Origin of the sequence: Streptomyces sp. NPDC029041 (genome assembly GCF_040637515.1) — a bacterium.
Lineage (GTDB): Bacteria > Actinomycetota > Actinomycetes > Streptomycetales > Streptomycetaceae > Streptomyces.
The window spans coordinates 72,432-86,049 of record NZ_JBEZWO010000015.1 but is presented as its reverse complement, the minus strand read 5'-3'; the positions used below and the strand labels follow the sequence as shown (position 1 = coordinate 86,049).

At 72.6% G+C, this 13,618-nt stretch carries 11 protein-coding genes; 9 read left to right on the top strand and 2 right to left on the bottom strand.

Annotated features, from left to right (window positions below; genetic code table 11):
- Positions 1-33: 33 nt before the first annotated feature.
- Positions 34-465 carry a hypothetical protein gene (locus tag AB0F04_RS31830; RefSeq protein WP_362047888.1) on the bottom strand — a complete coding sequence of 144 codons (432 nt, stop codon included), beginning with the start codon at positions 463-465 and terminating at the stop codon, positions 34-36.
- A complete protein-coding gene (locus tag AB0F04_RS31825) occupies positions 446-805 on the bottom strand; it encodes a hypothetical protein (RefSeq protein ID WP_362047885.1) in 360 nt (119 codons plus the stop codon). Before AB0F04_RS31825 ends, AB0F04_RS31830 begins: the two co-directional genes overlap by 20 nt.
- A 69-nt stretch (positions 806-874) precedes the next feature.
- Between AB0F04_RS31825 and AB0F04_RS31820 the strand changes: the two genes are divergently transcribed.
- From AB0F04_RS31820 to AB0F04_RS31780, 9 genes are all read left to right on the top strand, one after another.
- The gene (locus tag AB0F04_RS31820) at positions 875-1,525 is read left to right on the top strand and encodes an HAD family hydrolase (protein ID WP_362047882.1); all 651 of its coding nucleotides are present in this window, start codon (positions 875-877) and stop codon (positions 1,523-1,525) included.
- Positions 1,526-1,900: 375 nt separating this feature from the next.
- A complete protein-coding gene (locus AB0F04_RS31815; RefSeq protein WP_362047879.1) occupies positions 1,901-2,935 on the top strand; it encodes an ATP-binding cassette domain-containing protein in 1,035 nt (344 codons plus the stop codon).
- A complete protein-coding gene (locus tag AB0F04_RS31810; protein ID WP_189726498.1) occupies positions 2,932-3,639 on the top strand; it encodes a methionine ABC transporter permease in 708 nt (235 codons plus the stop codon). The genes AB0F04_RS31815 and AB0F04_RS31810 overlap by 4 nt, the downstream gene beginning before the upstream one ends.
- Before the next feature lie 62 nt (positions 3,640-3,701).
- The gene (locus tag AB0F04_RS31805; protein WP_362047875.1) at positions 3,702-4,520 is read left to right on the top strand and encodes a MetQ/NlpA family ABC transporter substrate-binding protein; all 819 of its coding nucleotides are present in this window, start codon (positions 3,702-3,704) and stop codon (positions 4,518-4,520) included.
- 140 nt (positions 4,521-4,660) lie between these two features.
- Complete coding sequence (locus AB0F04_RS31800; protein WP_362047873.1) at positions 4,661-5,293, top strand: GNAT family N-acetyltransferase; 633 nt, start codon at positions 4,661-4,663, stop codon at positions 5,291-5,293.
- Positions 5,294-5,438: 145 nt separating this feature from the next.
- Positions 5,439-6,659 carry a precorrin-6y C5,15-methyltransferase (decarboxylating) subunit CbiE gene (gene cbiE, locus AB0F04_RS31795; protein WP_362047870.1) on the top strand — a complete coding sequence of 407 codons (1,221 nt, stop codon included), beginning with the start codon at positions 5,439-5,441 and terminating at the stop codon, positions 6,657-6,659.
- Between the two features lie 378 nt (positions 6,660-7,037).
- Positions 7,038-11,297: a nicotinate-nucleotide--dimethylbenzimidazole phosphoribosyltransferase gene (cobT, locus tag AB0F04_RS31790; protein ID WP_362047867.1), complete on the top strand. Its 4,260-nt coding sequence runs from the start codon at positions 7,038-7,040 to the stop codon at positions 11,295-11,297.
- Between the two features lie 194 nt (positions 11,298-11,491).
- Positions 11,492-12,733 (top strand): uroporphyrinogen-III C-methyltransferase, encoded by a 1,242-nt coding sequence (gene cobA, locus AB0F04_RS31785; protein WP_362047864.1) that lies wholly within the window; start codon positions 11,492-11,494, stop codon positions 12,731-12,733.
- A gap of 64 nt (positions 12,734-12,797) precedes the next feature.
- Positions 12,798-13,616 (top strand): RNA methyltransferase, encoded by an 819-nt coding sequence (locus tag AB0F04_RS31780; RefSeq protein WP_104778730.1) that lies wholly within the window; start codon positions 12,798-12,800, stop codon positions 13,614-13,616.
- Positions 13,617-13,618: the final 2 nt, after the last annotated feature.

The following is a 13,618-nucleotide window of genomic DNA, read 5'->3' as shown; positions in this document are numbered from 1 at the left end:
GGCCCCACACGGCGCGCGGCCGCCTGACGAACCTCAGGCGGCATCCTCGTCCCGCGAACGCGAAGCCCGCAGCCAGTAGATGGCGGACACCGGCAGGATCACGGGAATGAAGAGATACCCCATCCCGAAGTCCGACCACACGGTCGCGTCCGGGAAGGCGGACGGCTCGACGAGGGTCCAGGTGCCCACCGTCAGCACACCCACCAACTCGGCGACACAGCACGCCAGCGCGGCTTTCCGCGCCGTCTCCCCACCCCGCACCAGTGAGTACGTGATGAACCCGTACACGACACCGGCCACGGCCGAGAGCGAGTAGGCCAGCGGCGCCCGGTCGAACTCCGTCGCGATCTGGAACGCGGAGCGCGACACCGCCCCCACGACCATCACGCCGTACAACCACACCAGCAGCGTGCCCGGTCCGCTGACCAGCCGGCGCCGGCTCACCTCAGCCTCCCCAGATGTCATAGAGACGCACCTCCAGCACCGCCAGCACCACACCGCCGGCGGCCACCGTCACCGAACCCCACCGGGTCCGCTCGGCCAGCGACATGAACCCCGCCGCCGGGACACACGCGAATGCCCCCAGCAGATACGCCACGAAGATCGTCGTACCCTGCTCCGGCTTCTCGCCCTGCGCGAGCAGCACGATCCCCACGATCAGCTGGACCAGCGACAGCAGCGTGACCACGGCCATCCCGATGAAGTGCCAGTCCTTCGTCGGCTGGTCGCGGTAGGCCGCCCAGCCGCACCAGGCGGCGAGCAGCAGCGCGGCGACGCCGGTCACCAGCGTCAGGGCATTCAGCATGCAGCGACCTTATTACGGCCGAAAAGGCCCCCTGCTTCCGGCCCTGGCCTGCACCGTAGGGTCGAGGGCATGACGATCCACGCGCAGGCCCTGCTGTTCGACAACGACGGAACCCTCGTCTCCTCCCTCGCCTCGGTGGACCGCTGCTGGACGCGGTGGGCCGCGGAGTACGGGATCACGGCCGAGGAGTTCGCCCGCGTCGAACTGCACGGCCGGCCGGCCGCCGAGATAGCAGCCGACCTGCTGCCCGCCGAGATCGTGCCGGCCGCCGTCGCGCGGATCGAGGACCTGGAGGTGGAGGACGTGCCCAACGGCGGGGTGCACCTGCTGCCGGGCACCCGGGCCGTCCTCGACGTGCTGCCCGCCGAACGCTGGGCCGTCGTCACCTCGGCCACCCGGCGCCTGGCCGAGGCCCGGCTCGACGCCGTCGGCATCCTGCCCAAGACCCTCGTGGCGGCCGACGACATCACCCGCGGCAAGCCCGACCCCGAGCCCTACCTGCTCGCCGCCCGCGCGCTCGGCATCGACCCGGAGCACTGCGTCGTCTTCGAGGACGCCCCGGCCGGCCTGACGGCCGGCCGCGCCGCGGGCATGACGACCGTGGCGTTGACCACAACCCATCAGGCCCACGAACTCCACGCCGATCTCGTCGTCGAGAATCTGTCGGCCCTGTCCGCGCTGGTCACCGAGCGGGGTGTGGAGATCTCCGTGCGCGGCTGACGCCCAGGGGACTACGTCCACCACTGTCCAGCATGCGGACACCGGTGGGCCGGTCAGGACCGTACGCGTGTTTTACTGACGACATGACCACGACGAGCGACCGCATCCCCGCGACCGAGGCGACCATGACGCCCGGTGCTCGTTGTATGTGTCGAATGTGCGCCTTCTAGAGGGCCCCTGCACCACCCCTGAGCTCGCGCCCCGAAGCGAGACGCGGCCTGTCCGCACGCCCTGAGCGTCGCGTGAACCGAAGCCGCCCCGCGCACATGTTCTCCCCGGTTCCACTCCTCAGCGAGAACCGTGTCGCGTCCCTGACCGAATGCACCTGTGCCCGGGCACACCCACGCCCGCGCACTCGACAGTGACGGAATCCCAGTGATCACCACCTCGGGCCTGACCAAGGTCTACCGTGCACGCGGCCGTGAGGTCACCGCCCTGGACGGCGTCGACCTGCACGTCCGCGAGGGCGAGGTGTACGGCGTCATCGGCCAGTCCGGCGCCGGCAAGTCCTCGCTCATCCGCTGCGTCAACATGCTGGAACGCCCCACCGCCGGCACCGTGACCGTCGCCGGGCAGGACCTGACCGCCCTGGCCGGCCGCGGCCCGCGTGCCGGGAGGGAGCTGCGTCAGGCGCGCAGCCGTATCGGCATGGTCTTCCAGCACTTCAACCTGCTGTCCTCCCGGACCGTCCAGGACAACGTCGAGCTGCCGCTGGAGATCCTCGGGAAGTCCGGGCGGGAACGCTCCCGCAAGGCGCTGGAGCTGCTCGACCTGGTCGGTCTCGCCGACAAGGCCAAGTCCTACCCGGCGCAGCTCTCCGGCGGCCAGAAGCAGCGCGTCGGCATCGCCCGGGCCCTCGCCGGCGACCCGAAGGTCCTGCTGTCCGACGAGGCCACCAGCGCCCTCGACCCGGAGACCACCCGCTCGGTCCTGGCGCTGCTGCGCGACCTCAACCGCCAGCTCGGCCTGACCGTCCTGCTCATCACCCACGAGATGGACGTCGTGAAGTCGGTCTGCGACTCGGCCGCCCTCATGGAGAACGGGCGCATCGTCGAGTCCGGCACCGTCAGCGAACTCCTCGCGACCCCCGGCTCGGAACTCGCCTCGGCGCTGTTCCCGCTCGGCGGCGAGGCCTCCGGCGAGGACCGCACCGTCGTCGACGTCACCTTCCAGGGCGAGAGCGCGACCCAGCCGGTCATCTCGCAGCTCGCCCGGACCTACAACATCGACATATCGATCCTCGGCGCCGCCATCGACACCGTCGGCGGCCTCCAGGTCGGCCGCATGCGCATCGAACTGCCCGGCCGTTACCAGGACAACGTCGTGCCCATCGGCTTCCTGCGCGAAAAGGGCCTCCAGATCGAACTCCTGGGCCACGACTCCGAACCGGTGAAGGAAGGTGCCAAGTGACCTGGTCCGAGATGCAGCCCCTGCTGGAGCAGGCGTGTTGGGACACCCTCTACATGGTCGGCTGGTCGACGCTCATCGCCGTCGCCGGCGGACTGCCGCTCGGCATCCTGCTCGTCCTCACCGACCGTGGCGGGCTCCTGCAGAACCTCGCCGCCAACAAGGTCATCGGGCAGGTCGTGAACATCGCCCGCTCCCTGCCGTTCATCATCCTGATGGTCGCGCTGATGGGCTTCACCCGCTCGATCACCGGTACGACCATCGGCGTCGAGGCCGCCATCGTGCCGCTCGCCGTCGGCGCCATCCCGTTCTTCGCGCGCCTGGTCGAGACGGCCGTCCGCGAGGTGGACCACGGGCTCGTCGAGGCGGTGCAGTCCATGGGCGGCAACACCTGGACCATCGTCCGCAAGGTCCTCGTCCCCGAGTCCCTGCCGTCGCTGATCTCCAGCACCACCACCACGATCGTCGCCCTCATCGGCTACTCGGCCATGGCGGGCACCGTCGGCGCCGGCGGTCTCGGCGACATCGCCATCCGCTACGGCTACCAGCGCTTCGAGACCCAGCTGATGTGGATCACCGTCGCGATCCTCGCCGTCGTCATCTCGGTCATCCAGTTCGCCGGCGACTACGCGGCCCGCTCCCTGCACCGCCGCGGCGCCCACTCCGGCCCCGCCCCCAAACTGCGGCTGCTCAAAGCCGCCTCCTGAACCCCCCGTACACCCACCACGGGGTCGCGCCACCCGCAAGGCCATAAGGAAAGGCACTTTTCGTGCGTAACACCGCCAAGATCACCACCGCCGTCCTCGCCACCGGAGCCCTCACCCTCGGGCTCAGCGCCTGCGGCGCGGACAGCTCGGACGCCGACGGACCCCTGATCGTCGCCGCCAGCCCCGTCCCGCACGCCGAGATCCTGAACTACGTCAAGGACAACCTCGCCAAGAAGGAAGGCCTCGACCTCCAGGTCAAGGAGTTCACCGACTACGTCACGCCGAACACGGCGACGCAGGACGGCTCCGTCGGCGCCAACTACTTCCAGAACAAGCCGTACCTCGACGACTTCAACAAGAAGAACGGCACCGACATCGTGCCGGTCGTCACGGTCCACCTGGAACCGCTCGGCCTCTACTCGCACAAGGTCAAGAAGGCCGACGACCTGAAGAGCGGTGCGACGGTCGCCATCCCCAACGACACGGTCAACGAGGCCCGCGCCCTCAAGCTCCTCGCCGCCAACGGGCTCATCACCCTCAAGTCCGGCGTCGGCAACGAGGCGACCCCCGCCGACATCACCAAGAACCCCAGGAACCTCAAGTTCAAGGAACTGGAGGCGGCCCAGACCCCGCGCTCCCTCGACGACGTGGACGCCGCCGTCGTCAACGGTAACTACGCCATCGAGTCCGACCTCAAGCCGTCCGAGGACGCCCTCGTCCTGGAGTCCCCGAAGAACAACCCCTACGGCAACTTCCTCGCCGTCAAGAAGGGCGACGAGGACGACCCGCGCGTGAAGAAGCTCGCCAAGCTCCTCACCTCTCCCGAGGTCAAGAAGTTCATCCAGGACAAGTACGCAGGCTCCGTGCTCGCCTCCTTCTGAGCCCCCCGCCCGGCACTCGCGCTCAGGGCCCTCACCCCACCCGGCGGGGTGAGGGCCCGTGATGCGGACGAGTGCTTTCATGCTGCATGCTGGGCAGTTCAGCATGCCCTGAAGGTTCACCGAAGGTTACGGAGCGGCGCATGACGAGCACCTTCCCCAACATCTCCATCAGCACGGAGCGGTTGGTGCTGCGTCCCCTCGACGAAGACGACGTCGCCTCCCTGGCCGCGATGATGAACGACGAACAGGTGGCGGCCTGGACCTCCGTCCCCCAGCCCTTCACGGAGGACGGCGCACGCACCTGGATCACCGAGTACGCCCCCACGCAGCGCACCGAGGGACACGGCATCGACTTCGCCGTCACCGAGTTCCTCACCCAGCGCCTGGTCGGCGTCATCCAGCTCACCAAGACCAACTGGCATGTCCGCTCCACCGAGCTGTCGTACATCATCGCCCCCTGGGCGCGCGGTGAGGGCTACGCCTCCGAATCCGCCCTGGTCACCGCCCGGTGGCTCTTCACGGACCAGAAGTTCGAGCGCATCGAACTGCGCACGGCGGCCGACAACACCGCCTCCCAGCAGGTCGCGCAGAAGATCGGCTGTATCAGCGAGGGCGTGCTGCGCAACGCCTGCATAGCCCGGGCCCGTGCCGAGGACGGCACGTGGACCGAGGTGCGGACCGACTTCATCGTCTGGAGCCTGCTTCCGGAGGACCTCGAGGGCGTCGGGGAGCAGCTCCGCGACGGCTTCACGTCCTTCGGCGACTGGAACTGACCGGAACCACCCGGAGGACCTCGGCGCCTGGGGCACCGGTACTCCGCCTTTCACCTCCACCGGGTACCCTCACGGAGCCCGCCCCCGGGCTGCTCCCCACCCCGCCACGCAGACGACCTGCGAAAACCCCTGGAGACTGACGACGATGGCCGACCGCGTCACGGTGATCGGCTGGGACGGTTCGCCGCTGACCGCCGCGGCGAGCGCCGCCCTGGGCGCCGCCACGCTGGTGGCCGGCGCCGCCCACCACCTGGCGCTCCCGGAGGTGCCCGCCGGCGCCGAGCGCATCCGCCTCGGCAGTGTCGCCCTCGCCGCCCGCCGTATCGCCGCCCACCGCGGCACGGCCGTGGTCCTCGCCGACGGCGACCCGGGCTTCTTCGGCGTCGTACGCACCCTGCGGGCCCCCGAGTTCGGCCTCGAGGTGGAGGTCGTCCCCGCCGTCTCCTCCGTCGCAGCGGCCTTCGCCCGCGCCGGGATGCCCTGGGACGACGCACAGGTGGTCGTGGCACACCCCCGCACCCTGCGACGCGCGGTCAACGTATGCCGAGCCCACACCAAGGTGGCGGTCCTCACCTCACCCGGCGCCGGCCCCGCCGAACTCGGCCTGCTCCTCGAAGGAGTCCACCGCTCCTTCGTCATCTGCGAGGAACTCGGCACCGCCCGCGAACGCGTCACCGTCGTCACCTCCGACAAGGCCGCCGACCACACCTGGCGCGACCCCAACGTCGTCATCGTCCTCGGCGGCCCGGCACGGCCTGACACGGCGGGGGAGAGCGGCGGCTGGATCTCCGGCCGCGATCCGTCCACCGGACCGCGCGGCTGGACCCTGCCCGCAGACGCCTACGGCACGCACCTCGGCGAGGGCGAGACCCAGCTGCTGCGCGCCTCCCAACTCGCCCGTCTCGGGCCCCGGGTCGGCGACCTCGTGTGGGACATCGGCTGCGGCAGCGGCGCCTTCGCGGTCGAGGCCGCCCGGGCCGGCGCCGCCGTCCTCGCCGTCGACGGCGACCGGACCGCCTGCGCCCGCACCGACGCGACGGCCCGCCGCCTCGGCGTCCAGCTCCAGATCGTGCACGGCACCGCCCCGCACGTTCTGGAGAACCTCCCCGAACCGGACGTCGTCCGTGTCGGCGGCGGGGGAGCGGCTGTGGTGTCGGCTGTCGCCGACCGCCGCCCGCAGCGCATCGTCACGCACGCCGCCACCCGCGACGCCGCCGAACTGATCGGACGCGACCTGACCGAGCACGGCTACAACGTCGAGTGCGCCCTCCTCCAGTCCGTCGAACTCGACACCAGGGCCTGGACGGAGAAGGAACGGAGCGTCGTGTTCCTGCTCAGCGGCGTCCTGCCGAAGCGCGGCGCCTGACGCTGCGTCCGTTCCCGCGACCGTCCCCGTGATCGGTTTGTCGTACTGCGCGCGGTAGGCTGGCCGATCGCTGCACCGCACAAGGACGCCCGGCGCTTCGTCGGTCAATGTCCGGAAAACCCGCCCGTTTTGGGGTGTGTGTGGTACGGCGGATGCGGAGGACGCGCAACGTGGCGCAGTCCACAGCGGAACCGTGGCGGATCAAGCTGCCGTGGGGGTGGTTCGACCGCGACAATGCCAGTGAATGGCTTTGTCGCCTTTTTCGGCGGACCGTTCGTGCCGCTGGGGACGCACGCTCGTTCTTCACTGCGGGGCGGTCGGTGCGCCGTTCCGGGCGAGCTGGTCGTAGGAGCACTAACCGATGGGCGAGGGGTACGCATGACCGACACCGGCCAGGTCCCGGGCGAGGGACTGCCGGAGAGCGCAGGCATGGTGGAGCAGCCGGACGCCCCCGCGCCCGGTGCGTACCCCTACCTCTCCGAGACCACCGCCGAGGACGAAGACCTGCTGCTGTTGCCGGGCGCCCAGGGCGCCTGGGGCAACGAGGTCCCGCCGCCCGCGCCGGAGCCGGTCCAGGAGGCCGTGCACCAGCCCGGTCCGCACGAGATCTCCGGCCGCGACAGCGGTTCGGTGGACCTCGGCGGCGTCCGCCTGCCCGACCCGCCGCCGATCCCGCCCATCACCCCGCGCCGGCCCCTGCACCTCGGTCCGCCGCTGCCGGACAGCTCGGCGAGTCCCGTGCGCTCCCTCGCCGACCGCGGCCCCGCCGACGCGCCGGTACGCCAGCCGTCACCGTCCCCGGCGGGTCCCGAGTACCTCGACGGCCCCCGTGCCGCAGAGCCGCCGGCGCAGCCCGCCGCGCCCTGGGGCGTGCCGGCGCCGCACCCGGCCCAGGTGAGCGCCGGGGCGGCGCCTGCGGAAACGGTTGTTCCGGCAGCGGAACCGATGGGCACGGCCCAGGCGGTCGCGACCCGGATGCCGACGGAGACGAACCACACGACACCGCCGGCTCCGGCCGCCCCCGAGCAGCCTGCAGCGGCACAGCCCGTTCACGCCGAGCAGCCCGCGAGCGCGCCTCCGGAGACCGCCGAGCCCGAGCCGGTCATCCGCGAGGCGGAAGCGGCTGCCCAAGGCGACCCCGGGGTTCCGGGCGCGGACCCGGCGGAGGGTCAGCGGGCCGAGGCCGGACAGGCTCCTGTGGGTGTTCCCGTCGGTGCGGCTGTCCCCGCCGGCGCGGGTGCCGGTCCGGACGGGGCCCACGTCGTCGCCCAGCAGCAGGTCATGGCCGCGGCGCAGGGGACAGATCCCGCGGTCCTCGCCGTGGACGCGGCAGTGGGCCGAGTGACGGCTGCCCAGGCCGGCCTGGTCGCTGCCGACGGTTCCGCCGGTGAGGCCGAGGCTCAGGTGGCCGGGGCCGGGTACGCCACTGCCGAGCAGGCCGCGGCCGCCGCGGGCGACCCCGCCGGAGCCGGGACCGGTCCCGACGCGGGCCAGGTGGCCGCAGCCGACGCGGGGGCCGTGGCTGCTCCGGAAGCGGTCGTGCCGCCGGTGTCGCAGCCGGGACCGGTCCTGAACGACCCCGCGTACAACGGTGAAACCGCCGGTGAGTCTCCTGCGGCCCCCGGTTCGGACGCCACCGTCGAACAGACCCCGGTGGCGGCCGCCGAGCAGGCCGAGGCACCGGCTCCTGCCCCGCAGACCGCCCCGGCTGCGCAGGCCGACCCGGTCCCGCAGGCCGAACCGGCCCCGGAAGGTGCCCCGGCTGCGCAGACCGCCCCGGCCCCTCAGGCCGGGCAGGTCCCTGAGGCGGTGCCGTTCCCGGATGCCGCCGCTGCCCCGGAGCACGCGGCCGTCACCCCGTCCGAGCCCACCGGCGGAGAACTCCCCGCCCAGGTACCGGACGAGGTCACCCCCGAGGCCTCCGCTCCCGCGCCCGACGGGGCGGCGGCCCCGGCTCCGGAGACCGTCGCGCCGATGCCGACTCCGGGCCTCGCCCCCGAGACCGAAGTAACGGGCCCGGACGAAGCCGCCGCGCCGGTTGCGGACGCCGCCGGCCCCGAGACCGCGGTGCCGGAGCCGGAGGCGGAGGCCACCGCCGAAGACACCGGGCCGCAGCCGCAGCCGGTCATGGACACCGCGCCGGCCGCGCAGGAACCCGAGGCGGCTGTGACGCCGCAACCCACCCCTCCCGACGCTGACCCCGAGGCACCCGGCCAGGCCGACGCTGCCCGGGCCACCGAACCGGTGGGCCCGGAAGATACCGCTCCGCCCGCCGGGGCCGCCGCCCCTGCCTCGGCCCCGGTCGCCGAAGGTGCCGCTGCCCCGGCAGCCGAAGGTGTCGTCCCCCCGGCCCCGGCCCCGGAACCGGGAGCCGAAGCCCCGGTGCCCGTCGACGCATCCGCCCCCGCGCCGGACGCCACCCCGAGCGCGACCGCCCCGGCCCAGCCTCTCCCCGCGGCGGCACCCGCCGAGGTCCCCGTCCCCCCTCAGGCATCCGAGGCGACCGAGGCACCCGTCGCTGCCCCCACCGCCGACGCGGCGGACCCTGCGGCCGGCGCCCCGGAGCCGGTCACGGGCGCCCCCACCGCCGGAACCGTCGAGCCGGACCCGGCCGCCGACGCCCCCGCCTCCGCCGAGGACGTCACCGTCGTACTCCCCGCCCCCGCCGCGGACGAACAGCCCGGACAGCCGGTACAGGGCCCGCAGCAGTCGCGGCCGGCGGCGTCCGGGACGCCGGAGCCCCCCGCACCCGCCGTCATCGTCCCGGCGCCCCGCGACGGCGACGCCGAACTCGTACAGAACGCCGACGACCTGGACACCCGGGCCGCCGAACAGGAAGACCTGGCCGACCAGGAACGCCGAGAAGAGAGCGCGGCCGCTGTGGCAGAAGCCCGTCAGTCCACCGGCCCCGCGGCCCCCGGCTACGACCCCGCCGAGCGCGAGGCCGTCCTGAAGGTCATGCGGGAACGCCGTGACATCCGCAACGGCTTCCGCGGCGACCCGATCCCGCACGAGGTGCTGTTGCGCGTCCTGGAGGCGGCTCACCACGCGCCCTCCGTCGGCCACTCGCAGCCCTGGGACTTCGTCGTCATCCGCTCCGCCGACACCCGGCGCGCGATGCACGAACTGGCCATGCGCCAGCGCGACGCCTACGCGAAGTCCCTCCCCAAGGGCCGGGCTAAGCAGTTCAAGGAACTGAAGATCGAGGCCATCCTCGACACGCCGGTGAACATCGTGGTCACCGCCGACCCGACCCGTGGCGGCCGCCATACCCTCGGCCGCCACACCCAGCCCCAGATGGCGCCGTACTCGGCCGCCCTGGCCGTGGAGAACCTCTGGCTCGCCGCGCGCGCCGAAGGCCTCGGCGTCGGCTGGGTCAGCTTCTTCGACGAGCGCGAGATGGTCCGCGCCCTCGGCCTGCCCGAGCACCTGGAGATCATCGCCTACCTGTGCGTCGGCTACGTCGACGAGTTCCCGGACGAGCCCGAGCTGTTGCAGGCCGGCTGGTCCAAGCGCCGCCCGCTGTCGTGGGTCGTGCACGAAGAGACATACGGCCGCCGTGCCCTGCCCGGAGAGGAACCCCACGACCTGCTCGCCGAGACCGTCGCGCAGATCCGCCCGCTGGACGCCAAGGCGCTCGGCGAGGCGTGGGAGCGCCAGAAGCGAATGACCAAACCGGCCGGAGCGCTGGGCATGCTGGAGATCATCTCCGCGCAGCTGTCCGGCCTGTCCCGCCAGTGCCCGCCGCCCATCCCGGAGCCCGCGGCCGTAGCGATCTTCGCGGGCGACCACGGTGTGCACGCCCAGGGCGTCACCCCCTGGCCGCAGGAGGTCACGGCCCAGATGGTGGCCAACTTCCTGGGCGGCGGCGCCGTGTGCAACGCCTTCGCCACCCAGGTCGGTGCCGAGGTCTGCATCGTCGACGTGGGCGTCGCCGCGGACCTCCCGGCCACCCCGGGCCTGCTGCCCCGCAAGATCCGTGCCGGTACGTCCGATCTGACGGCCGGTCCCGCCATGACCCGCGAGGAGGCCAAGCAGGCCATCGAGGTCGGCATCGAGACCGCCCGGGATCTGGTCGCCGCCGGCAACAAGGCCCTGCTGACCGGTGAGATGGGCATCGCGAACACCACCGCGTCCGCCGCCCTGATCTCCGTCTTCACGGGCGCGGACCCGGCCGAGGTCACGGGCCGGGGCACCGGGATCAACGACGAGACCCTCGCCCGCAAGACCGAGGTCGTCCGCCGGGCCCTGGAACTCCATCAGCCGGATCCGGCCGACCCGATCGGCGTGCTCGCCGCGATCGGCGGCTTCGAGCACGCCGCCCTGGTCGGCCTGCTCCTCGGTGGCGCCTCCCTGCGTACGCCGGTGATCCTGGACGGCGTCAGCGCCGGAGCCGCCGCCCTGGTCGCCCGCGCGATCGCCCCGGAGGTACTGGCCGCGTGCATCGCGGGCCACCGCAGCGCCGAGCCGGGCCACGTCGCCGCCCTCAACAAGCTGGGTCTGCGCCCCCTGGTCGACCTCGACCTCCGGCTCGGCGAGGGCACCGGCGCCCTGCTCGCCCTGCCTCTGGTCCAGAGCACGGCCCGGGCGATGCACGAGGTGGCGACGTTCGACTCGGCGGGAGTGACGGAGAAGTAGGGCTCCACGCCGCCGTCGCCGTGGGCCCGTGGGCGGAGTTCCGCAAGGCGGACCGCCCAACGGACCGCCCCGGACCGCCCACGGGCGGCACCCTCGGGTGCCCAGCCACTGGACCACCTGGGCCGCCTTCCCTCCCGCCCACTAAAATCCGCACGTCAGGGCACTGAACACCGCCGCAACAGGAGCCGCACCTCATGGCCGAACATCCCGCCTACCCCGTAGGTCTCCGCCTCACCGGCCGTCGTGTGGTCGTCCTCGGTGGCGGCCAGGTCGCCCAGCGCCGCCTCCCGGCACTGATCGCGGCGGGCGCGGACATCTTCCTCGTGTCCCCCGAGGCGACCCCCTCGGTCGAGGCCATGGCGGACGCCGGTGAGATCACCTGGCACAGGCGCCCGTACCAGGAGGGCGACCTCGCGGACGCCTGGTACGCCCTGATCGCCACCAGCGACACGGAGGCGAACGGCAGGGCCTCGGCCGAGGCGGAACGCCACCGCGTCTGGTGCGTCCGGTCCGACGACGCCGACAAGGCCACGGCCTGGACCCCGGCCACCGGCCACAGCGAGGGCGTCACGGTCGCCGTCCTGACCACCGACGCCAAGGGCCGCGACCCCCGCCACACCGCCGCCGTCCGCGACGCGGTCGTCGAGGGCCTGCGCGACGGCACGCTCGTGGCCCCGCACCACCGCACCCGCACCCCCGGAGTCGCCCTGGTCGGCGGCGGCCCCGGCGACCCGGACCTGATCACCGTGCGGGGCCGCCGCCTGCTCGCCGAGGCGGACGTCGTGATCGCGGACCGCCTCGGCCCGCGCGACCTGCTCGCCGAACTCCCGTCCCACGTCGAGGTGATCGACGCGGCGAAGATCCCCTACGGCCGTTTCATGGCCCAGGAGGCCATCAACAACGCGCTGATCGAGCACGCGAAGCAGGGCAGGTCGGTCGTCCGCCTGAAGGGCGGCGACCCGTACGTCTTCGGCCGCGGCATGGAGGAGCTCCAGGCCCTCGCCGAGGCCGGCATCCCCTGCACGGTCGTCCCCGGTATCTCCAGCTCGATCTCGGTCCCCGGCGCAGCCGGCATCCCGGTCACGCATCGCGGCGTCGCCCACGAGTTCACCGTGGTCAGTGGCCATGTCGCGCCCGACGACGAGCGCTCCCTGGTCGACTGGCCTGCCCTGGCCCGGCTGACCGGCACGCTGGTGATCCTCATGGGTGTCGACAAGATCGGAAAGATCGCCGAGACGCTCGTCGCCCACGGGAAGCCGGCCGACACCCCCGTCGCCCTCGTGCAGGAGGGCACGACCGCCGCCCAGCGCCGCGTCGACGCCACCCTCGCGACGGTCGCTGAGACCGTGCGCACCGAGGACGTGAAGCCCCCGGCGGTCATCGTCATCGGCGAGGTCGTGAAGGTCGGCTCCCCGGCACCGGCGACGAAAGAGTAACCCCGGGTAACCCAACCCGTCCCGAGCCGTTGGCACCGCACCCAGGACAAGGCAGTATCACCCTGTGGCCGATCTCATCACCGTCGAGGATCCCGACGACCCGCGTCTGCGCGACTACACCGGCCTGACCGACGTGGAGCTGCGCCGCAAGCGCGAACCCGCCGAGGGCCTGTTCATCGCCGAGGGCGAGAAGGTCATCAGAAGGGCCAAGGAAGCGGGCTACGAGATGCGGTCCATGCTGCTCTCGGCCAAGTGGGTCGACGTCATGCGCGACGTCATCGACGAACTCCCCGCCCCGGTCTACGCCGTCAGCCCGGAGCTCGCCGAGCAGGTCACCGGTTACCACGTGCACCGCGGCGCGCTCGCCTCGATGCAGCGCAAGCCCCTGCCCACGGCCGCCGACCTCCTCCGTACCGCCCGCCGCGTCGTCATCATGGAGTCGGTCAACGACCACACCAACATCGGCGCCATCTTCCGGTCGGCCGCCGCCCTCGGCATGGACGCCGTCCTGCTCTCGCCCGACTGCGCCGACCCCCTCTACCGCCGCAGCGTGAAGGTCTCCATGGGCGCGGTCTTCTCCGTCCCCTACGCCCGCCTCGACACCTGGCCCAAGGGCCTTGAGTCGGTCCGCGAGGCGGGCTTCACCCTCCTTGCCCTCACCCCCGACGAGAAGGCCCGGTCCCTCGACGAGGCCGCCCCGCACACCATGGACCGCGTGGCCCTCATGCTCGGTGCCGAGGGCGACGGCCTGTCCACCCAGGCCCTGGTCGCCGCCGACGAGTGGGTCCGCATCCCCATGTCCCACGGCGTCGACTCGCTCAACGTGGGCGCGGCCGCCGCCGTGGCCTTCTACGCCGTGGCCACCGGCCGGCCCACCGCCTAGGC